This is a genomic window from Roseicyclus persicicus (assembly GCF_012395815.1).
In the GTDB taxonomy this organism is placed as follows: domain Bacteria; phylum Pseudomonadota; class Alphaproteobacteria; order Rhodobacterales; family Rhodobacteraceae; genus Roseicyclus; species Roseicyclus persicicus.
Window position 1 is genome coordinate 1 of record NZ_JAAZQQ010000006.1, and the last position, 20,670, is coordinate 20,670.

The window sequence follows — 20,670 nt, forward strand, 5'->3', positions numbered from 1 at the left end:
CGTCCCGATCCCCCACGACGCCGAGGCCTACAAGGCGCGCAACCTGGTCGAGCGCATGTGGTGCCGTCTCAAGGACTGGCGCAGGATCGCAACCCGCTATGACAAGCTCGCACGCAACTTCCTGGCAGCCGCCCAGATCGCCGCAGCCTTCATCTGGTGGATCAATTGAGTCCGGAGCCTAGGAGGCCCGCCGCCCCGGCGCCTGCCGGTGGCGCGCCAAGTGCAGCGGCGTGCGGGATTTCGGCACGCCCGCAATGAAGTTCAGCCGCGCCACGTGATAGCTGGTGTCGAAGCCGAAGAAGTTGAGGCGCATCCGCGCGATCTCCCGCGCGCGGGCGGCGGCGAGGGTGGCCGCGTCGGGCCGCGTCCGGGCCTTCTCGGCCAGGCGCGCGTCGAAGCCGGGGGCGGCGGTCTCGGCCATGAGTTCGGCCAGCAGCGCCGCCTCGACCCCCTCGGGCGTGCCCTTGCGGGTGCCGTCGACCAGCCCGATCCGCACGGCCTCGCGCGCAAGGAGCGGCATCCGCGTCTCCATCAGCCGCGCCGCACCCTCGGGGCCGAGGCGGCGGGGGAGCGTGTGGGTCCAGTATTCCGATCCGTAGAGGTTGCCCATGTTCTTGTAATGCGGGCTGAGGACCACGCCGTCCCGCGCGATCACCCGGTCGGCGCAGAGCGCCAGGAACACGCCGCCCGCGCCGGCATTGCCCTGCATCCCCGCGACCACCCATTGCCGCGCCTCCAGCAGCGCGAGGCACACATCGTCGATCGCCTCGATCGCGGCGAGGCTTTCCTCGGGCGGGCTGGCGGCGGCCTCGATGGTGGCAAGGTCGATGCCGTTCGACCAGAACTCGGGGCCCCCGGTGAGCAGCAGGGCGCGGGCATCGGAGGCGCTGGCCTGCCGGATCGCGGCCTCCAGCGCGCGGGACCGGGCGACGCTCATCGCGCCGTTGAGGAAGGGGAAACGGATCAGCGCGACGTCGCCGTGGCGCGTGACGCTGACCCCGTTCGGCGCGCCGGGCGCGTCGGTGTCGGGGGGCAGGGGCAGGCCGCGCAGCGCCATCGCGCGGGTCGCCGGCAGCTTCAGCCGCTTGCCGTCGGGCAGGCGCAGCGTCATCGCCCCGATCCAGACCGCCCCGTCGCGGGTCGCGCGCAGGACGGCCTCGTTGCGCTGCCCCAGCACCGCGCCGGGCGTGCCGCGCCCCTCGCCGGGCCAGGCGTCGTGCAGCCAGACCTCCGCACCCAGCGAGGCGTCCCGCAGCCCCGGCTGCCCGTCGGCCGCCCGGATCCGCGCCACCACCTCGGTCGTGTCCATCGCCGCCCAGTCCACCGCGCGGGCGGCCTGCGTCATCGCGGGCTTCGCGTCCTCGACGCCGTGGTTGGCATCCGACAGCCGGCCAAGCCCGCCCTCCCACCGATTCAGCGCCGAGCGCAGGGCGCGCACCGCCGCCTCTGTCACCTCGCGCCGGTAGATCGAGGATTTCGCCGCCCGCCGCATCGGGAAGTTGACGGTCGCCCAGACAGCGCCGGCGTCCATCTCCGCCACCGCCTGCAGCACGGTGACGCCCCATTGCGGGCGCCCCGCCTGCACCGCGTGGTCGAGCGCCGACGGCCCCTTGTCGCCCAGCGGCCCGGGGTGGACGATCAGGCAGGGGACGTTGCGCCACACGTCCTCGGGGATCGCGCGCTTGAGGAAGGGCGCGATCACGAGGTCGGGGCGCGCCATCTGCACCGCCGCCCGCGTCACCGCGTCGTTGATGTCGTATTCCAGCGTCACCTCGTGGCCGTCGGCCTCGAGCTCCAGCCAGAGCCGCTGGGTCAGCGAGTTGAAGGCATGAGCCAGCAGCAGAAGGCGCATCAGCAGATCCTCGGCAGTTGTTCGCCAGCGATCCAGTCGACCATGCGGCGGCCGCCGAACAGCGTCTCCATCTCGACGAAGCGGTCGGGGTCGGCCGTCACCACGCCGATCAGCGCGGCGTCCGCCCCCAGCGGATGGGCGCGGGCGGCGGCCAGCGCCGCCTCGGCCTCGTCGGGCGGCAGGAAGGCCACCAGCTTGCCCTCGTTGGCGACGTAGAGGGGGTCGAGGCCCAGGATCTCGCAGGCCCCCGCCACGCCGGGGCGGACGGGCAGGGCCGCCTCGCGGATCGTCATGCCGATGCCGCTGGCCTGCGCGATCTCGTTCAGCACCGCGGCCAGCCCCCCGCGCGTCGGGTCGCGCATCGCCCGCGTGCCCGGCGCCGCGTCGAGGATCGCGGCCGCCAGCCCGTTCAGCGCGGCGCAGTCGCTGACGATGTCGGTCTCGAAATCGAAGCCCGCGCGGCTGGCCATGATCGCGACGCCGTGGTCGCCCATGGTGCCCGACACCAGGATGCGGTCGCCGGCCCGCACGTTCCGCGCCGACAGCCGCGCGCCCTCGCGCACCACGCCGACGCCCGCCGTGGTGATGAACACGCCGTCGCCCTTGCCGCGTTCCACCACCTTGGTGTCGCCCGTCACGATCTGGACCCCCGCCGCGCGCGCGGCCTCGGCCATCGAGGCCACGATGCGGCGCAGGTCGGCCAGCGGCAGGCCCTCCTCGAGGATGAAGCTGGCGCTCAGGTATTTCGGATCGGCCCCGCCCATCGCGATGTCGTTCACCGTCCCGTTCACCGCCAGCGCGCCGATGTCGCCGCCGGGGAAGAACAGCGGCGAGACCACGAAGCCGTCGGTCGACATGGCGATGCGCCCCGGCGGCAGGGTCAGGATCGCCTGGTCCTCCTCGCCCGTCAGGGTGTCGTTGGCGAAGGCCGCGACGAACAGCCCCTCGATCAGGTCGGCCATGTCGCGCCCGCCGGCGCCGTGGCCCATCTCGACCACGCCCTCGAGCCACCGTGCATGTTTCATTCCGCGGCCTCCATCCGGGGGGCGGCCGCCCGGCGGCCGTACTTGTAGTAGGCGGCGCAGGCGCCCTCGTCGCTGACCATGCAGGACCCGAGCGGCGTCTGCGGCGTGCATTGCTTGCCGAAGAGCTTGCAGTCGGTCGGGATCGCCGCGCCGCGCAGGATCTTGGGGCAGTCGCAGGCCTTGTTTTCCTGCGCGCGCCCCTGGCTTAGCCCGAAGCGCCGCTCGGCGTCGTAGTCCGCGTAGGCATCGCGGATGCGGAAGGCGGAGTAGGGCACGTCGCCGAGGCCCCGCCATTCGAAATTCCGCGCGAGTTCAAAGACTTCGGCGACCAGCGCCTTGGCGGTCTCGTTGCCGTGCCGGGTGACGGCGCGGATATACTGGTTTTCCACCTCGGCGCGGCCCTCGTTGATCTGGCGCACCAGCATCAGGATCGACTGCATCACGTCCAAAGGCTCGAACCCCGCGATGACCACGGGCTTGGCGAATTCCTCGGCAAAGAACTCGTAGGGCTGCGCGCCGATCACCACCGAGACATGGGCGGGGCCGAGGAAGCCGTCGATCTCCACCGCCTCCATCGCCCGGATCTCGGGCGCCTCAAGGATGTTGGTGATGGCGGCGGGCGTCAGCACATGGTTGCAGAACACGCTGAAGTTCTCCAGCCGCTCGGCGCGGGCCAGCTTCAGCGCCACCGCCGTGGGCGGCGTCGTCGTTTCGAAGCCGATGGCGAAGAAAACGACGTGTTTCTCTGGGTTTGCGCGCGCAAGTTGAAGTGCGTCCAGCGTCGAGGCGACCATCCGCACGTCGGCCCCCTCGGCCCGCGCCTTCAGGAGCGACTGCCGCCGCGAGCCGGGCACGCGCAGCATGTCGCCATAGGTGCAGAGCGTGACACCCGGCCGCTTGGCCAGCTCGATCGCCATGTCGAGCCGCCCGATCGGCAGCACGCAGACGGGACAGCCCGGCCCGTGGATCATGCGCACGTTGGGCGGCAGCAGGTCCTTGACCCCGTAGCGGAAGATCGCGTGGGTATGCCCGCCGCAGAACTCCATCAGGCGATACTGGCGATCGGCCTGCACCTCGGCCGCGATCTGGGCGGCGATCTGGCGGGCGATGCGCCCGTCCCGGAAATCCTCGACGTATTTCATGTGTTTGCGCCGATCTCTTCAAGCAGCCTCAAGGTCTCCGCCGCCTCGTCCGGGTCGACCCGGCCCAGCGCGTAGCCCACATGCACCAGCAGGTAGTCGCCCACCGCCACCGGCCCGACCAGCGCGGTCGACACGGTCTTGCGCGCGCCCGACAGGTCGACCTGCGCCATTTCGCCCTCCATCACCGCCGTCACCTTGGCGGGCACCGCGTGGCACATCTCAGACCTCCTCGGATTCGGGGGCGTCGACCACGCCCGGCGTGAGGCCGTAGCGGTCGAGCTTGGCGCGCAGGCCCACGCGGCTCAGCCCCAGCTCCTGCGCGGCCTTGGACTTGTTCCAGCGCATCCGCGTCAGCACCTCGCGCAGGATGCGCCGCTCGATCTCCTCGACCCGGTCCTTGAGCGTGCCGGTGCCGGTCAGCACGGCATCGGCCGAGGCGTCGTCGGCGGGCGTGCCCGCGGCCTGCAGGATGTGCCGCGAGATCAGGTCGGGCCCCAGCGTCCGGTCCTGCGAGAAGATCAGCATCCGGGCGATCTCGTTCTCGATCTCGGGCAGGTTGCCGGGCCAGTGCCAGGCCGACAGGAAGGCCAGCGCCTCGTCCGACAGCCCGCGCACCTGCTTGCAGTGGCGGGCGGCGGCCTCGAACAGGAGGTGCTGGGCCAGCACGGGGATGTCGACGCGCCGGTCCGCCAGCGGCGGCAGGGTCAAAAGGCCGAGGGCGACGGCATGGTAGAGCTCGGGCAGGAACCGCCCCTCGGCCACGGCGGCCCGCAGGTCGGTGACGGCCCCGGCGATCAGGCGGAAACCGAGGCGCAGGGCCTCGGCCTGGCCCGGCACGGCGACCTGCCCCTCGGTCAGCGCGCGGGCGAGCCAGAGCTGGCTGTCGGGGGGCAGCCGGTCGATGCCGCCAAGGTAGAGCGTGCCGCGCTGCGCCTTCTGCATCAGGCCGATGCGGGAATGGCCGTTGTTGCGCAGCCCGATCAACTCCAGCCGCAGCTGGTCGTCGGTCAGCCCCGCGGCGTTCAGGCCAAGAAACGGGCGGTCGGCGCGCAGGGACGCGTCGTGGATCGCCTGCGCGAGCAGCGCCTTGCCGGTGCCGGGCGCGCCGGTGATCAGGATCGGCACGTCGAAGCTGGCGAGGTGCCGGGCGGCGGCGATCACGGGGTTGAGCGGCGAGGCCGGGCTGCGCAACAGCGCCTCGAACCCCAGCGCGGGGCCCGTGGCGTGCGGCATGGCCGGCCCGGCGCCGCGCGCGAGGTAGCGCATCTCGAAGGCCATGCGGTCGTTCTCGCGCCGCACCCGGAACAGCTGCGCCGCGTTGCGCACCATGCGGCGCAGCCCCTCCTCGGACATGTCGGGCGGCACCGCCTGGTAGAGGTCGGCGGGCATCGGGCCGGTCGGGTCTTCGGCCAGCGCGATGCGCACCGTTTCGGGCCAGTGGCTGCCGATCTCCTCCAGCAGCGTGGCACCGTCGGGCGCCTCGGGGCCGACGCAGCACAGCACCACCTCGACCACGTTCTCCTGCGCCAGCGTCATCGCCTTGCCGCAGCTGTCGGCGACCAGGCACTCCATGCCCCGCGACAGCGCCGCGGCCAGCCGGTCGCGCAGCGCGCGCGGCGGCGCCACGATCAGCACGCTGGGGCGGAAGGCGGCCTCGTCCTTCATTCCGCGGCCTGCCTCCCGGTCTTGGCGGCCAGCTCCGCCATGAGCCAGCCGAGCCAGCCGGCCATGCCTTCGCCGGTGCGGGCCGACAGGTGCAGGATCTGGATGCCGGGGTTCACGCGGCGCAGGTTGTCGTCGATCAGGTCGAGATCGGTGTCGCAATGCGGCGCGAGGTCGGTCTTGTTCACGATGGCCAGCCGCGCCGCGGTGAACATGTCGGGGTATTTCAGCGGCTTGTCCTCGCCCTCCGTCACCGACAGGATCGCAACCTTGGCGTCCTCGCCGAGGTCGAAGGCGGCGGGGCAGACAAGGTTGCCAACATTCTCAATGAAAAGAATGCCCTGCGAGGCGATCTTCAAGTGCTCCATCGCGTGGCCCACCATGTGCGCGTCGAGGTGGCAGCCCTTGCCGGTGTTGACCTGAACCGCCGGCGCGCCGGTGGCGCGGATGCGGTCGGCGTCGTTGGCGGTCTGCTGGTCGCCCTCGATCACGGCGACGGGCAGGCCCGTCAGCGCCTTGATGGTCTGCACCAGCAGCGTCGTCTTGCCCGAGCCGGGCGAGGACACGAGGTTCAGGGCCAGCACCTCGCGCCCGCGCAGGAAGGCCCTGTTTTCAGCGGCATAGCGGTCGTTCTTCGACAGGATCGAGGTCTCGATCTCGATCAGCCGGGCCTGGGACATCCCCGGCACCTCGGTGCCCGCGGGGCCCTGGCCGAAATGCAGGTCGCCATGGCCATGGTGGTCGTGGCGATGCCCGTGGTCATGGTCGTGGTCGTGATCATGGTCGTGATGGTGGTCATGGTCATGATCGTGGTGGTGGGACTGCCCCACCACCTTGCCGTCGCCGCAGCCGCACACCGTGCACATCAGATCGCCTCCAAATCCTTGATCCGCATCTCGTCGCCCCCCGTGGGCATCAGCTTGCCGCCGCCGCAGTGCGGGCAGGGCGCCAGCCGGTCGTCGATCTCGACCTCGGTCGCGCAGTCGAAGCACATGGCCCGGCCCGGCAGGTCGATCATCTCCAGCGTCGCGTCCTCGGCGGGCGAACCGCGCATGACGATGCCCCAGGCGAAGTCGAGCGCGGGTTTCTCGACGCCGGCGAAGCGGCCGATCTCGACCCGCACGCGGGTGATGCGGTTGACCCGATGCGCCCTGGCCTGGGCCTCGAGCACCTCGCGGATGCCTTCGCAGAGCGACATCTCATGCATCGGCGACCTCCGCGAGGCGGACGGGGCTGCAGGGGTCGAGGATGTCGAGAAGGAGCGGCGCAAGACCCGCGCGGTCGGCGGGGAGGGTCGCCAGCGACAGGGCGAGGATGCCGCCGGGCGCGAGCAGGTGATCGGTGGGCGTGAGGCGGCTGACGCCGGTGACGAGGCCCCCGGCCTGGGTCGCGGTGACGGTGTAGAGGCCGCGGGTCGCGGGGACCTGCGCGGTGCCGGGGCGGAGCAGGCGGGGGGCGGGCAGGTCGCCCGACAGCACCGCGTCGAGGTCGAGCGCCCGGCCGAAGACGCGCCAGAGCGGGCCGCGGCCGTGGGTCGCTTCCACATGCGCCAACGCGGGATGGGCGGCGCGGCGGGCGGCGGGGCTGTTCTCGGCGGCTGGCGTGCCGGTGTCGGGGCCGGCAAGGGGCAGGCCGTTTGCACAGGCGACGCCTTGGCCGAAACAGCCCGCGATGCGGCCCAGAAGCGGCGCGAGGCCGTGGCCCGAGGCGAGGAAGGCGTCGGTCTCTGCGGTGGTCGTCGGTGCGGCGGCGGCCGGGCCGAACAGCGCCGCGCGGATCGTGCCCGCGTCGCCGGTCAGCGCGGGCGGCGCGTCGCCGCGCCCGAAACGCCCGGGAAGCTGCACGAAGAGCTTGAGCAGGTGGTCGCGCCGGATTTCCGCGCCGATGTCGGCGGTGGGCGGGGGCAGGTCCAGCGCCAGCGCGGCCGCCACGCCCTGCGCCGCGCGGCACAGGTTGAACAGCCGCGGCAAAAGCGCCGCGGCCTCGGCCACCGGGCGGCCCAGCACCAGCGCCTCGACCGGCAGGGCGGGGCCCGGCACGGCGCGGAGGGGGGTGGGGGCGACCCGGTCGAGCATCATCCGCGCTCCGCCGACAGGCCGCCGGTCAGCACCGCGCGGCGCGACGGTGCGGGGTCGAGCTCGGGCGGCGGCGCAAGCTCGGCCTCGCGGGCGGCGCGGATGTCGGCCGCGCGGTCGGTCTCGGCCCGGTTCGCGGGGTCGAAGAGCGCGCCCATCACCGCCAGCGCCACGTCGCGCGCGGCCTGCTGGGTGCGGAACTCGCCCATCATCGAGAACAGCGAACACGCCTTGTAGCCGCCGGTCAGCTCGCGGGTGTTCTGGGTGAACTCGTAGTCGCCCGAGGGAAAGCCGATCACTTCCTTGACGCCCGGCTTCAGCCCCGACCAGTCCTCGCCCTCGGCGGGCAGCAGGACGAGATTCATGAACCAGGGCGACATCAGCACGCCGAGCGGGCGGCCTTCATGCAGGCGGAAGCCCACGGCCTCGACATGCAGGGTGGGGTTCACCATCGGCACGTCGCGCATCTTGGCGTTCCAGATCTCGGTGAAATCGGCCACCAGCCGCTTCGTCCGCTCGCGGATCATCGCCTCGATCATCAGCGCGGGCGCGCCAGGGTCGTCCTTGACGAGGAACTGCGTCGGGCCGGCGCCGCAATCGGGGCAGGACCAGTCCTCGGGCAGGGCGGTGAAGGGCGTGCCGGGGTCGATCTGGCGGGTGTCGTCGCCGGTGGCGGGGTCATAGACCCACCAGCAGATCTTGCACTCCAGCACGGCCCGGTCGCTGAGCCCGTTCGCGGCGTGGTGATAGCCCCCCTCGAAGCTCATGCGATGGCCTCCAGCACCTTGAGGAGACGGCTGCTCGAGTCCGCCAGGTCCTCGGGCGCAGCCAGCGCGACCTCTGGCATCGCCGTCACCTCGAAGGTGTCGAGGATCAGGCTGTCCATCGAGTTGAAGAACTGCACGCGCCAGACATGGGGCAGGGCGGTCGCGGTGATCCGGCAGTTGCCGTAGCCGCGGCTGAGGATCGTGACCGCGCCTTCACCGAGGGCGGCGTCGAGCCAGACCAGGTCCTCGGGCGTGTGCGGCAGGAGCGACAGGTTCACGACATGGAGGTCGTCCTTGCCCGCCCAGGACGCGGACTTGTCGGCAAGCTCCGCGTAGATCGGCGGGGCGTTGATGACGGCGCCCGCGCGGGGGGCCTCGGCGCCCCTGGCGGCGCGGCGGGGCGTCAGGCCCGGCGACAGGGCGCGGGACGGGATCGGGCCCACCTCGATCGCGTCATGGTCGAGGCCCGACAGGACCCAGACGCCGGCAAAGCGGCTTTCCTGCGCGGCGATGGCCGGGATGGTGCGGATCTTGACCGACACCTCGCCGGTGCCCAGCGTCTCGGCGATCAGCGCCCGGTTCGCGGCGTCAAGCCCGCCGGTCTCGAACCGCTCCGTCGCGCCGCCCGCGGCGACGCGCGCGCAGGCGCCGGCGACCTGCCGCAGCAGGATCAGCGCGGGGCCGACGGCCGAGCTGTTCTCGATCTCGGGGTAGTGGGGGGCATAGACCATCATGTCCTGCGGCATCGACATGTAGGTCAGTTCCTCGCCCGAGGGGTCGGGCTGCGAGCCGGGGCCGAAGCCCATGGGGGGAAGGTGGAAATCGGCGGGCATGGGTGCGTCCTACTCGGCGGCGGCGGCGGTGGCGGGGGCGGACAGGATCTGCGCGACGCGGCCCATGTAGTCGGCCCAGTCGCGCACGCGGGGGATCGCGCCGATCTGGCGGCCGTCGCGGAAGAAGACGAGCGAGGGGGTCTTGTACACGCCGGTTTCGGTGCGGGTGGCCTCCTCGATGGCGTCGTCGATCACGGCGCAGTCGAAGGCGCCCTGGAAGGCCTGTTTCAGCTCGGGCAGGATCACGGCCACATCGGCGCTTTCAAGGTTGCGCTTCGGGTCGCCGGGGATGAACAGGACATGGGTGCCGGGCGCGGTGGTCCAGGCGTCGCGGGCGGCGGGGTCGGCCAGGCGCGGCCAGCCCAGCTCGGTCGTCAGGCGGTCGATCAGGGGGTGGCTCATGCGCGTCTCCTTCATCCGGTGGTGCGGCCGGCGTCGAGCGCGGCCTGCAGGTGGGCGGGCAGGCGGGGGCCGGTGGCCTCGAGGTCGGCAAAGGCATCGCCGAGCGCGCCGCCCTGCATGACGGAGCGCAGGCCCTCCAGCGCCGCGCGGATTTTCAGCGCCTCGCCCTCGTCCAGCACCTCGCGGGCGGCGCCGAGGAAATCGAGCACCCAGGCGCCGGGCGCCACGGGGCCGGTCAGGGACAGGTCGATGCGCACCAGCCGGTCGCCGTCACGGGCGATGGCGGCGATCCCCTCGACCGAGACGACCTGCACGGGCGTGCCGATGCACATCTCAGCGCCTCCGGCCCGGCACGAAGCGTTCGTCGCCGTGGCGGTAGGCCATGTCCTCGGACGGGCGGCCGCCCTCGTAGGCGTCGCGGCGGAGCGCGACATCGGCGAGGTCGGGCGACCCGGTGCCGGGGCCGGTGGGGTGCACGCCCCACTGCGCCAGCTTGTCCAGCCCGCGGTCGACGGCGGGGTCGATCTGGGCGGCGACGATGGGGCGGAGGCCGCCGCCGTAATCCTCCAGCTCCTCCGGCTGCACCCCGATCAGGCACAGCCGGTCGGGGCAGATGCCCTTGAGCTGGGCGGTGGCGATCACGTCCTGGAACCCGGTCTGGTGCAGGCTCATCTTCTTGGCGCCCATGAAGGCGGGGACGGCCTCGTTCTCGACCACCTTCATCATGCCCGGCGGCAGGCCGTAGTCGACCGCGTCGAACACCAGCAGGTTGCGGGCATCCTCGAGGAAGGGCAGCAGGTAGAGCCCCTGGGTGCCGCCATCCATGATCTGGACCTCTGGGCCGAAACCCGCCCGCTCGGCCAGCCGTTCCACGCAGCGGACGCCGAAGCCTTCGTCCGCCCAGAGCAGGTTTCCGATTCCGAGGATCAGCGTGCGGTCGGTCATGCCATGTCCTTCCTGCCGGCATGGCCGCCCCTGGGTGTCTGACGCCCTGGCCATGCTTCGGTCGGTCCGGCGCGAAACCGGATACTGCGTTATCGGTATGCCGCCGGACACAGGGGCAACTTGATCTGAGTCAACTTCAGGTTGTCCAAGGTGGATATATTTATTCGCTCAGGTAGAAAGTTGGCGACCACAATCAGAACGGGCGCCGCTGGTGCGGGGCGCCCGTCCGATCGTGTCGGGGATGGCGCGGCCTCAGTCGGGCCGGTCGTCCTTGAAGGTGCGGTGGCCCGAGATCATGGTCGACACCATCGACTGCCGCGACAGGATATCCTCGCGGATGGCGGCGTAGATGTGGATGATCATGAACACGAGGATCGCCCACATCCCCAGCTGGTGGATGCCGTGCAGCGCCTGGCTGCCGCCGACCAGCGGGATGATCCAGCCGAACATCCGGTCGGCCCACGACCCCAGCCCCAGCCCCTCGGAATAGAGCGCGAAGCCGGTGAAGATCATGAAGGTGATGCCCAGCGTCATGAAGAAGAACATCGCGGTCTGCGCCAGCGGGTTGTGGCCCACGTATTTCTTGGGCTCGCGTTCGAGGAACAGGTACCAGCGCAGCTCGAACATGACCTCCTGCCACCAGCGGCGGTTCCACACCGGCAGGATGAACAGCTGCCGGGCGTGGTGGTTGCCGACGAAGGCCCAGTAGATCCGCCCGAGAAAGCCGACCGTCATGACGAAGGCCGCCGCGAAATGGGCAAAGCGGATGTAGCCGAAGGTGAACTGGTGCGTCGCCTCGCCGATCTGCATGGTGGGCGGCGGGTTGGGAATGAACCAGCCGGTCACGCACAGCACGATGATCGCGGCCGCGTTGATCCAGTGCCACAGGCGCACCGGCGCCTCGTAGACGTAGACGCTGGTGCGGCGGCGGATGCTTTCGATGTCGGCGGCGGTGGCGTCGCCGGTCAGGAGCGAGCCCGGCAGCACCTCGACATCGTCGCGGACGCTGTGGATGGGCGTGGAGCGGATCGGCTCCTCGTCGCGGGAGGTGTCCTTCATTCCGCCCTCCTCCGGGCCCGGGCGCGGCGGCGGGCGAGGCCCGCGCCGATCACGATGACGGAGAGGGCGGCCAGCGCGGCCACGACGGCCAGGTGCGAGACGTCCGAGACCCAGTGGGCGGCCGTCGCGGCCTCGTCATGGCCGGGATGCGCGAGCGCGGGCCGGGCGGCGAGGAAGGCGGCGGCGAAAAGGGCGGGCTTCTTCATCGGGGTGTCTCCTCAGCGGACCTTGACGGTGGTCAGTTCGTGCCCGTCGGGCGACATGACGTGGGTGGAGCAGGCCAGGCACGGGTCGAAGCTGTGCAGGGTGCGCAGGATCTCGACCGGCTCCTCGGGGCGTTCCATCGGGGTGCCGAGCAGCGACGCCTCGAAGGCCCCGATGTTGCCCGCGGCGTCCCGTGGGCTGCCGTTCCAGGTGGTCGGCACGACGCACTGGTAGTTCTCGATCCGGCCGTCGGCGATGCTGACCCAGTGGCCGAGCGCACCGCGCGGGGCCTCGGTGAAGCCGACGCCGCGGGTGGATGCGGGCCAGGTCGAGGGGTCCCAGCGGGCCACGTTGGCGGTGGATTCGTCGCCGTTGCGGATGTTGGTCACCAGCTTGTCGAAGAAGTGCCTCTGGAGATCGGCGCAATACTGCGCCTCGAGCGCGCGGGCCGCGGTCCGGCCGAGCGTCGAGAACAGCGCCTCCACCGGCAGGTCCATGGTGCGCAGGAGGCCCGTGACCTGGTCGGTGATCTGCTCGTGGCCCGAGGCGTAGCCGACGATGTAGCGGGCGAGCGGGCCCACCTCCATCGCGTGGCCGCGCCAGCGCGGGGCCTTGATCCACGAGTATTTCGCCGCCTCGTCGATCTCGCGGATGTTGGTCCGCGAGCCGACGGTGTTCTCGCCCAGCTCGAACTTGGCGTTGGTGACGCCGTCCCAGGGGTGCTTGCCCACGCCGGGTTCGCCGTAGTCGTACCAGCTGTGGTCGACGAATTCCTGGATCTGCTCGGGGTCGCGGATGTCGACCTCGTGCACGGTGGACAGGTCGCCGTTGATGATCGCGCCGCGGGGCAGGTGCAGCGTCTCGGGGGCGAAGTTGTTGGCGTGCTCGGGGATGTCGCCGTAGCTGAGCACGGCCTGCGACGAGAGCCCGCCGCCGTGCAGCCAGTTGCGGTAGAAGCCGCCGATGGCGATCACGTCGGGGATGTAGACGTTGCGCACGAAGTCGTCGCAGAGCGACAGGATGGTCGAGACCTGGTTCAGCCGCTCCATGTTGATCGCGCCGACCGCGCCCGTGGAATGCACGTTGATCGGGCAGGGCACGCCGCCCACCAGCCAGTTCGGGTGCGGGTTCTTGCCGCCGAAGATGGTGTGGACCTTGACGATCTCCTTCTGCAGGTCGAGCGCCTCGAGGTAGTGGGTCACCGCCATCAGGTCCGCCTCGGGCGGCAGGAGATAGGCGGGGTTGTCCCAGTAGCCGTTGCGGAACAGGCCCAGCTGCCCCGATTCCACGAACTGCCGGAGCCGGTTCTGCACGTCGCGGAAATAGCCGGGCGAGGACATCGGGTGGTTCGGGCCCACCGTCTGCTGCAGCTCGCTGGTCGCGCGGGGATCGGCGCGCAGCGCGTTGACCGGGTTCACCCAGTCGAGCGCGTGCAGGTGGTAGAAATGCACGACGTGGTCGTGGATCTGCAGGTTCAGCTGCATCATGTTGCGGATCGAGTTCGCGTTGTCGGGGATCTCGATCCCCAGCGCGTCCTCGACCGCGCGCACGGAGGTCAGCGCGTGAGTGCCGGTGCAGACGCCGCAGATCCGTTCGGTGAAGGCCCAGGCGTCGCGCGGGTCACGCCCGCGCAGGATGACCTCGAGGCCGCGCCACATGGTGCCGGTGGACACCGCGTTGCGGATCACGTTGTCGGCGTCGACGTTCACCTCGCAGCGCATGTGGCCTTCGATTCGGGTGACCGGGTCGACGACGATGCGCTGGCCCGCGGTGTCGAGCGAGAAGCCGTTGGGGGTTTGGACGACCATGGGTTACGCCTCCTCGCGCGCGGCCTGCTGCCGCTTGACCTGTGCCGATTTCAGTGCCGAGACCGCGGCATGGACCGCGACCGCGCCGCCCACGGCCGCCGCCGCCGCGCCGCCGATCTGGCCCGCGTTCGCCTCGACCCCGAACTGGGTCAGGTCGGTCACGCGGTCGTAGAAGGAGCCCGCATCCCAGAAGCCTTCCTCGGAGCAGCCGATGCAGCCGTGGCCGGACTGGATCGGGAAGCTGACGCCCTCGTTCCAGCCGATGGTGGAGCAGGCGTTGTAGGTGGTCGGGCCGCGGCAGCCCATCTTGTAGAGGCAGTAGCCGCGGCGGGCGTTGTCGTCGTCCCAGGCCTCGACGAACTGGCCGGCGTCGAAATGGGCGCGGCGGTAGCACTTGTCGTGGATGCGCTGGCCGTAGAACATCGCGGGCCGGCCCTGGCGGTCGAGCTCGGGCAGGCGCTGGAAGGTCAGCATGTAGGTGATGACGCCGGTCATCACCTCGGCGATCGGCGGGCAGCCGGGCACGCGGATGATCGGGCGGTCGGTGATCACCTCGTGGACGGGCGTGGCCTGCGTCGGGTTCGGGTGGGCGGCCTGGACGCAGCCGTAGGAGGCGCAGGCGCCCCAGCTGATGATCGCCTGCGCGCCCTCGGCGGCGTGGCGGAGCTTCTCGACGAAGGGGCGGCCGCCGGTGATGCAGAACATGCCATCCTCGTTCAGGGGCGGGTTGCCCTCGACGGCGAGGATGTAGTTGCCGCGGTATTCCTCGATCACCTGCTCCAGCGCCGCCTCGGCCTGGTGGCCGGCCGCCGCCATCAGCGTGTCGTCGTAGTCGAGGCTGATCATCGACAGCACCACGTCGCGCACCAGCGGGTGGGCGGAGCGGATGAAGCTTTCCGAGCAGCAGGTGCATTCGAGCCCGTGCAGCCAGATCACCGGCGTGCGGGGGCGGGTTTCCATCGCATGGGCGATCTGCGGCACGAAGGCGGGCCCGAGGCCCAGCGCAGAGGCGGTCAGCGAGCAGTATTTCATGAAGCTGCGGCGGGTGATCCCCTGCCGGCGCATCACGTCGTAGAATGTTTCGGTCGCGGGCACGGGGCCGGTCCTCCCTCACGCTGATCCGCGCGCGGGGCTGGCCGCGGACGGACGGATTCCATCGTGACAGAGAGGTGACAGCTTCCCCGGGGGTGTCGCAAAGCCGGGGGCGCGGCGCGGGGTGCGACAATAAAACGTCGCGGCATCATCGGGTTAGGGGCCAATTTGATCTGGATCAAACGCCCCGGCCGGCATCCCGCTGTCCGGTTTCGGGCGCGGGTGGCAAGCGCGTTACCGGCGGGCGGCCGCGACCAGCGCCTGGCCCAGCGCGAGGCCGCCGTCGTTCGCGGGGGTGGCCTGGTGGTGCAGGACGGGCAGCCCGTCGAGCGCGCGGAGGGTCAGGTCGAGCAGGAGCGCGTTCTGGAAACAGCCCCCCGAGAGCGCCACGGCCACGGCGCGGCCGGCCTCCAGCTCGGCGCGGGCGAGGTCGGCGAAGGCGGTGGCCAGCGTGACGTGGAACAGCGCGGCGAGGGTTGCAGGCGGCGGCGCGTCGGGGGCGAGGGCGGCGGCGAAGAGCGGGGCGGGGTCGATGGCGCCGGCCGTGACGGGCAGGGCGAGGGGGGCGGGGGTGCCGCGGGCCAGCGCCTCGAGCGCCATGGCGGCCTCGCCCTCATGGCTCTGCCGGTCCGGGGCCGCGCCGAGGAGGGCGGCGAAGCCGTCGAAGAGGCGCCCGGCCGAGGAGGAGAGCGGCGCGTTCAGGCCCTGCGCGATCGCCTGCCGCAGGGGGGCAAGCGGCTTGTCGGGCCAGAGGCCCTCCGCGCGGCGGTGCAGGCCCGCCTGGTCGAGGCGCGCCAGCGCGTTGCGCCAGGGCTCCCGGTTCGCCGCGTCGCCGCCGGGCAGGGGGGCGGGCTTCAGCCAGGCCGCGCGGGCAAAGCCCGCGTAACCGCCCACCAGCACCTCGCCGCCCCAGATCGTCCCGTCCGGCCCCAGCCCCAGCCCGTCCAGCACGATCCCCGCCACCGGCCCGCCGTCGCGGGGCCAGAGGTGTTCGCCGAGGCAGCTTGCCAGATGCGCGTGGTGGTGCTGGATCTCGACCAGCTCCAGCCCCTGCGCCTCGGCCATGGCGCGGGCGACCTGGCTGGCCCGGTAGCCCGGGTGCAGGTCGCAGGCGAGCCGCGCGGGCGCGTGGTCGAAGAGCTGCGCGTAATCCGCCACCGCCTTGCGGAACTCGTCGAAACACAGCCGGTCGTCGAGATCGCCGAGGTGATGGGACAGGAGCGCCTGCCCGGTCCTCGTCAGGCAGATCGCGCCCTTCATCTGCCCGCCCAGCGCCAGCACGTCCGGCGCGTCCTCGAAGCCCGGAGGGAGCGGCAGGGTGCCCGGCACGCGGCCGCGGCCCCGGCGCAGGATCATCGGCCCGTGGGCCGTGACCCGCTCCACGCTGTCGTCGAGCCGCCGGCGGATGTCGCGGTCGTGCAGCAGGAGCGCGTCGGCGAAGCGCCCGAGCTTCTCCCGCGCCTCGGTGTTGCCGATCACCTGCGGCTCGCCCGAGAGGTTGCCCGAGGTCATCACCAGCGGGCGGCCGACCGCGTCGAGCAGCAGATGGTGGAGCGGCGTGTAGGGCAGCATCCAGCCAAGGGTGGTCTGGCCGGGGGCGAGCGCGTCGGGCAGGGTGTCGCCTGTGCGGGCGAGGAGCAGGATGGGGGCGGCGGGGCTTTTCAGGCGGTCCCATTCGGCCTCGGTGGGGGCGGCATGGGTGCGGATCATGGCCTCGGTGCCCATGAGGGCCAGCGGCTTGGTCGGGCGGCGCTTGCGGGCGCGGAGACGGGCGATGGCCTCGGCGTCCGTGGCGTCGCAGGCGAGGTGGAAACCGCCGAGGCCCTTGATGGCAAGGATGTGACCGCTGCGCAGGAGCCGGGCGGCGTCCGGGATGGCGGCGTCGCCTGGGGGGCTCTGCCCCCCGTCGCCACGGGCGACTCCCCCCGGAGTATTTTCCGAAGCAAAGATGGAGGCGGTCGGTTCCAGCCACAGATGCGGCCCGCAGTCGGGGCAGGCGACGGGCTGGGCGTGGAACCGGCGGTCGCCGGGGTCCTCGTATTCGGCGCGGCAGGCGGGGCACATCTCGAAGGCGGCCATGGCGGTCTGCGCCCGGTCGTAGGGCAGCCGGTCGAGGATCGAGAAGCGCGGGCCGCAATGGGTGCAGTTGGCGAAGGCATAGCCGGCGCGGCGGTCGGCGGGGTCGCGGATCTCGGCCAGGCAGGCGGGGCAGGTGGCGGCGTCCGGGGTCACGCGGGTGCGGGCGCCGACCCCGTCGGAGGGGGCGATGAGGAAGGCCGCGGGCGCGGTGGCGAAGCGGTGCGGCGCGGTCTCCACCGCGTCGACGCGGGCGAGCGGCGGCGCCTCGGCCGAGAGGGCCGCGAGGAAGGCCTGCGTCGCCCCGCGGGCGCGGATCAGCACGCCCTCGGCGTCGTTCAGCACCTCGCCGGTCACGCCATGGGCCTGCGCCAGTTGCCACACGAAGGGGCGGAAGCCCACGCCCTGCACCTGCCCGCGGACGCGGATGGCGAGCCCGTCGAGGGGGGCTTGGGGCGCGGTGTCGGGCAAGGCCAGTCTCCTTGCGGGAATGGGCGCAGCCTAGCGTGGGCGCCGCGGCCTGCAAACGGCTTCGCGCTTGCCCGGCCCCGCGCCGCCCGCCATGCTGCGCGCCATGGCAGCGCCCCCCACCACCATCCGGCTCCGTCTCCTGTTCGGCGAGGACGGCACCATGTTCGGCCCCGGCAAGGCCGACCTGCTGGAGGGGATCGCCGCCGAGGGCTCGATCGCCGCGGCGGGGCGGCGGATGGGGATGAGCTACCGCCGCGCCTGGTCGCTGGTGGAGGAGATGAATGCCGCCTTCGCCCGGCCCCTGGTGGACACCAGCCGCGGTGGCGCGCGGGGCGGCGGCGCGCGGCTGACCGGCGAGGGGGCGGCGGTGCTGGCGCATTACCGCGCGCTCGAGGCGCAGGTGGCAGCCCTCGGCGCGCCCGAGATCGACGGCATCGCGCGGCTGCTGCGGACGGGCGCGCCGGGCCGCTGACCCACCCCGGGCCCCAAGGCGAAACCAGCGCTTGCCGGGCGCGGCCCCGGCGCGTTATGTCTCACCATACATATCGACCCGCCCCGACGAGGTGTCCCATGCCGCCCCGGCCCGATCTGCCCCGCCGCCTGCGCGCCGGTTTTGCGGCGCTGGCCCTTGCGCTGGCCCCCGCCGCCGCGCCGGCGCAGGACCTGACCGTGCTGGCCGCGGCCTCGCTCGGCACCGCGCTCGACGAGATCGCCACCCTCTGGGCTGCCGAGACGGGCGGCACGCTCACGCTGGTCCTGGCCGGCTCCTCCGCCCTCGCGCGCCAGATCGAGGCGGGCGCCCCGGCCGATGTCTTCATCTCGGCCAGCCCCGCCTGGATGGACACGGTCGCGGCCGCGGGGCTGGTGGCCGAGGGCAGCCGGTCGGACCTCCTGACCAACAGCCTCGTGGTGGTGGCAGGCGCGGCGGATGCGGCGCCCCTCGACCTTGCAGACCCCGGCGCGCTCCCGGCCCGGATCGGGGACGGCCGGCTGTCGCTCGCCCTGATCGAGGCGGTCCCGGCGGGCATCTACGCGCGGCAGGCCCTCGCCAATCTCGGCCTCTGGGACGCGGTCGCGCCCCGCGTGGTCGAATCGGACAACGTGCGCGCGGCGCTGGCCCTCGTCGCCGTGGGCGCCGCGCCGGTGGGCATCGTCTACGCCAGCGACGCCGTGGCCGAGCCGCGCGTCGCCGTGATCGCCGCGGTCCCGCCCGAGGCCCATGACCCGATCCTCTATCCCGCCGCGGCCATCGCCACGGGCGACATGGCCGGGGCGCGGGCCTTCCTCACCTTCCTGCAGTCCGAGGCCGCCGCGGCCGTGTTCCGCGCCCAGGGCTTCGGCCTGCCCGGCGGCTGATGTTCGCCCCGCCCAGCCCCGCGGAATGGGAGATCCTCGCGCTGTCGCTGCGGGTGGGCCTGCTTGCCGTGGCGCTGGCGCTGCCCCCGGCGCTGCTGGCGGCGCATGCGCTGGCGCGCTGGTCCTTCCCGGGCAAGGCGCTGTTCAACGGGCTCGTGCACCTGCCGCTTGTCCTGCCGCCGGTGGTGACGGGATACCTCCTGCTGCTCGCCTTCGGGCCGCAGGCGCCGCTCGGCCAGGCGCTTGATGCCGTCGGCCTGCCCATCGCCTTCCGCTGGACCGGCGCGGCCGTGGCCGCCGCCGTCATGGCCTTCCCGCTGATGGTCCGCGCCATGCGCCTGTCGATCGAGGCGGTGGACCCCCGGCTGGAACAGGCCGCGGCCACCCTCGGCGCCGGGCGGCCCGCGGTGGTCCTGACGGTGACGCTGCCCCTGGCCCTGCCGGGGGTCGTGGCGGGGGCGATCCTCGGCTTCGCCAAGGCGCTGGGGGAATTCGGCGCCACGATCACCTTCGTCTCCAACATCCCCGGCGAGACGCGCACCCTGCCGCTTGCCGTCTACGCCTTTCTCCAGGTGCCGGGGGGCGAGGGGGCGGCGACGCGGATGGTGGTCCTTGCCGTGGTGCTGTCGATGGGGGCGCTGCTGGTCTCGGAATGGGTCGCGGCGCGCGCGGCGCGGCGGGTGGCCGGCGCATGAGCCTGTCGGTCGAGATCGCCCACCGCTTCGAGGGCCTCGCACTCGACGTGGCCTTCGACGCGCCGCCGGGCGTGACCGCGCTGATCGGGCGGTCGGGGGCGGGCAAGACCACGGTCGCCAACGTGATCGCGGGGCTGATGCGCCCCGACCGCGCCCGCATCGCGCTGGACGGCGCGGTGCTGGTGGACACCGCCGCCGGGCTCTGGCCGCCGCCGCAGGCCCGCCGGGTCGGCTACGTGTTCCAGGAGGCGCGGCTCTTCCCGCACCTGTCGGTCCGGCAGAACCTGCTCTACGGCGCCCGCCGCCGGGGCCGCCTGCGCGAGGGCCAGGCCGAGCTCGGGCCCGTGACCGACCTCCTCGGCATCGCGGCGCTCCTCGCCCGCCGCCCCGGCGCGCTCTCGGGCGGCGAACGCCAGCGCGTCGCCATCGGCCGGGCGCTCCTGTCGGGCCCCCGCCTCCTCCTCCTCGACGAGCCGCTCGCCGCCCTCGACCCGGCCCGGAAATCCGAGATCCTGCCCTACCTCGAACGCCTCCGCGACCAGTCCCGCCTGCCGATCCTCTACGTCTCCCACGCGATGGAGGAGGTCGCGCGGCTCGCTACCACCGTCGTCGCCCTCGACGCCGGTCGCGTCGTGGCCCGGGGCAGCGCGGCCGAGGTGCTGTCGGACCCCGGCGCCGTCCCCGCCCTCGACCCCGGCACGGCCGGCGCGGTGATCGAGGCGGTGGTCGAGGCGCAGGAGGCCGACGGCCTCACCCGCCTCGCCGGCGCCGGCGGCACCCTCTACCTGCCGCGCCTCGACGCGGCGCCGGGCGCCCGCGTCCGCCTCCGCATCGAGGCGCAGGACGTGCTGATCGCCCGCGACCGCCCGGCGGGTCTCTCGGCGCTGAACCTGCTCCCCGCCCAGGTGCTCTCGGTCCACCCCGGCCGCGGCCCCGGCGCCCTGGTGCGCCTGCGCGCCGGCGACGCCATCCTGCTCGCCCGCGTCACGCAACGCTCCGTCGCGGCGCTCGGCCTCGCCCCGGGGCTGCCCGTGCACGCGGTGGTCAAGTCCCTCGCCGTCGCCTCCGGCAACATCGGCACCGCGGGCTGACCGCCCCCCCATCTTTGCTTGAAAAATACTCCGGGGGTCCGGGGGCTGGCCCCCGGTCCGCCCTCACCCGCCAGCTCCACGCCGGACCCTTCGACCGCCGCACCTTGTCCCCGCG

23 protein-coding genes are annotated in these 20,670 nt (G+C 72.6%); 5 read left to right on the plus strand and 18 right to left on the minus strand.

From position 1 onward, the window contains the following. Positions 1-169: transposase (locus HCU73_RS15325; RefSeq protein WP_168624358.1), on the plus strand; the 169-nt coding region annotated here is incomplete at its 5' end. A gap of 9 nt (positions 170-178) precedes the next feature. Here the strand turns inward: HCU73_RS15325 and HCU73_RS15330 are convergent. The 18 genes from HCU73_RS15330 to hypF form a co-directional block, all read right to left on the minus strand. Next, positions 179-1,852 (minus strand): enoyl-CoA hydratase-related protein, encoded by a 1,674-nt coding sequence (locus HCU73_RS15330; protein WP_168624359.1) that lies wholly within the window; start codon positions 1,850-1,852, stop codon positions 179-181. Next, positions 1,852-2,877, minus strand: a complete 1,026-nt coding sequence (gene hypE / locus HCU73_RS15335; protein ID WP_168624360.1) for a hydrogenase expression/formation protein HypE — start codon at positions 2,875-2,877, stop codon at positions 1,852-1,854. The genes HCU73_RS15330 and hypE overlap by 1 nt, the downstream gene beginning before the upstream one ends. Next, positions 2,874-4,019, minus strand: coding sequence for a hydrogenase formation protein HypD (gene hypD / locus HCU73_RS15340; RefSeq protein ID WP_168624361.1), 1,146 nt, complete (start codon positions 4,017-4,019; stop codon positions 2,874-2,876). The genes hypE and hypD overlap by 4 nt, the downstream gene beginning before the upstream one ends. After that, complete coding sequence (locus tag HCU73_RS15345) at positions 4,016-4,237, minus strand: HypC/HybG/HupF family hydrogenase formation chaperone (protein ID WP_168624362.1); 222 nt, start codon at positions 4,235-4,237, stop codon at positions 4,016-4,018. Before HCU73_RS15345 ends, hypD begins: the two co-directional genes overlap by 4 nt. A 1-nt stretch (position 4,238) precedes the next feature. Then, positions 4,239-5,684 carry a sigma-54-dependent transcriptional regulator gene (locus HCU73_RS15350; RefSeq protein WP_168624363.1) on the minus strand — a complete coding sequence of 482 codons (1,446 nt, stop codon included), beginning with the start codon at positions 5,682-5,684 and terminating at the stop codon, positions 4,239-4,241. Beyond that, on the minus strand, positions 5,681-6,547 hold the full coding sequence (hypB, locus tag HCU73_RS15355; RefSeq protein ID WP_168624364.1) for a hydrogenase nickel incorporation protein HypB: 867 nt from the start codon (positions 6,545-6,547) through the stop codon (positions 5,681-5,683). Before hypB ends, HCU73_RS15350 begins: the two co-directional genes overlap by 4 nt. Further along, positions 6,547-6,888, minus strand: coding sequence for a hydrogenase maturation nickel metallochaperone HypA (hypA, locus tag HCU73_RS15360; RefSeq protein ID WP_168624365.1), 342 nt, complete (start codon positions 6,886-6,888; stop codon positions 6,547-6,549). Before hypA ends, hypB begins: the two co-directional genes overlap by 1 nt. Beyond that, the gene (locus tag HCU73_RS15365; protein WP_210730676.1) at positions 6,881-7,756 is read right to left on the minus strand and encodes a hydrogenase expression/formation protein HupK; all 876 of its coding nucleotides are present in this window, start codon (positions 7,754-7,756) and stop codon (positions 6,881-6,883) included. The genes hypA and HCU73_RS15365 overlap by 8 nt, the downstream gene beginning before the upstream one ends. Then, positions 7,756-8,523, minus strand: a complete 768-nt coding sequence (gene hybE / locus HCU73_RS15370) for a [NiFe]-hydrogenase assembly chaperone HybE (RefSeq protein WP_168624367.1) — start codon at positions 8,521-8,523, stop codon at positions 7,756-7,758. The genes HCU73_RS15365 and hybE overlap by 1 nt, the downstream gene beginning before the upstream one ends. Further along, complete coding sequence (locus HCU73_RS15375) at positions 8,520-9,356, minus strand: hydrogenase expression/formation protein (RefSeq protein ID WP_168624368.1); 837 nt, start codon at positions 9,354-9,356, stop codon at positions 8,520-8,522. Before HCU73_RS15375 ends, hybE begins: the two co-directional genes overlap by 4 nt. A 9-nt stretch (positions 9,357-9,365) precedes the next feature. Next, the gene (locus HCU73_RS15380; protein ID WP_168624369.1) at positions 9,366-9,758 is read right to left on the minus strand and encodes a thioredoxin domain-containing protein; all 393 of its coding nucleotides are present in this window, start codon (positions 9,756-9,758) and stop codon (positions 9,366-9,368) included. Positions 9,759-9,769: 11 nt separating this feature from the next. Next, a complete protein-coding gene (locus HCU73_RS15385; RefSeq protein WP_168624370.1) occupies positions 9,770-10,090 on the minus strand; it encodes a HypC/HybG/HupF family hydrogenase formation chaperone in 321 nt (106 codons plus the stop codon). Position 10,091: 1 nt separating this feature from the next. Then, on the minus strand, positions 10,092-10,703 hold the full coding sequence (locus HCU73_RS15390; protein ID WP_168624371.1) for a HyaD/HybD family hydrogenase maturation endopeptidase: 612 nt from the start codon (positions 10,701-10,703) through the stop codon (positions 10,092-10,094). Positions 10,704-10,955: 252 nt separating this feature from the next. After that, the gene (cybH, locus tag HCU73_RS15395; RefSeq protein ID WP_168624372.1) at positions 10,956-11,762 is read right to left on the minus strand and encodes a Ni/Fe-hydrogenase, b-type cytochrome subunit; all 807 of its coding nucleotides are present in this window, start codon (positions 11,760-11,762) and stop codon (positions 10,956-10,958) included. Then, entirely contained in the window at positions 11,759-11,968 is a 210-nt protein-coding gene (locus HCU73_RS15400; protein ID WP_168624373.1) for a hypothetical protein, read from the minus strand. The genes cybH and HCU73_RS15400 overlap by 4 nt, the downstream gene beginning before the upstream one ends. Before the next feature lie 12 nt (positions 11,969-11,980). Next, positions 11,981-13,774 (minus strand): nickel-dependent hydrogenase large subunit, encoded by a 1,794-nt coding sequence (locus HCU73_RS15405; protein ID WP_168624374.1) that lies wholly within the window; start codon positions 13,772-13,774, stop codon positions 11,981-11,983. Between the two features lie 3 nt (positions 13,775-13,777). Continuing rightward, positions 13,778-14,869 carry a hydrogenase small subunit gene (locus HCU73_RS15410; RefSeq protein ID WP_168624375.1) on the minus strand — a complete coding sequence of 364 codons (1,092 nt, stop codon included), beginning with the start codon at positions 14,867-14,869 and terminating at the stop codon, positions 13,778-13,780. A 231-nt stretch (positions 14,870-15,100) separates the two neighbouring features. Continuing rightward, on the minus strand, positions 15,101-17,413 hold the full coding sequence (hypF, locus tag HCU73_RS15415) for a carbamoyltransferase HypF (RefSeq protein ID WP_168624376.1): 2,313 nt from the start codon (positions 17,411-17,413) through the stop codon (positions 15,101-15,103). A 103-nt stretch (positions 17,414-17,516) separates the two neighbouring features. Between hypF and HCU73_RS15420 the strand changes: the two genes are divergently transcribed. The 4 genes from HCU73_RS15420 (at position 17,517) to modC (ending at position 20,555) form a co-directional block, all read left to right on the plus strand. Then, positions 17,517-17,885, plus strand: coding sequence for a winged helix-turn-helix domain-containing protein (locus HCU73_RS15420; RefSeq protein WP_168624377.1), 369 nt, complete (start codon positions 17,517-17,519; stop codon positions 17,883-17,885). 98 nt (positions 17,886-17,983) lie between these two features. Beyond that, on the plus strand, positions 17,984-18,769 hold the full coding sequence (gene modA / locus HCU73_RS15425; RefSeq protein ID WP_168624378.1) for a molybdate ABC transporter substrate-binding protein: 786 nt from the start codon (positions 17,984-17,986) through the stop codon (positions 18,767-18,769). Beyond that, a complete protein-coding gene (gene modB, locus HCU73_RS15430; RefSeq protein ID WP_168624379.1) occupies positions 18,769-19,464 on the plus strand; it encodes a molybdate ABC transporter permease subunit in 696 nt (231 codons plus the stop codon). The genes modA and modB overlap by 1 nt, the downstream gene beginning before the upstream one ends. After that, a complete protein-coding gene (modC, locus tag HCU73_RS15435; protein ID WP_168624380.1) occupies positions 19,461-20,555 on the plus strand; it encodes a molybdenum ABC transporter ATP-binding protein in 1,095 nt (364 codons plus the stop codon). Before modB ends, modC begins: the two co-directional genes overlap by 4 nt. Positions 20,556-20,670: the final 115 nt, after the last annotated feature.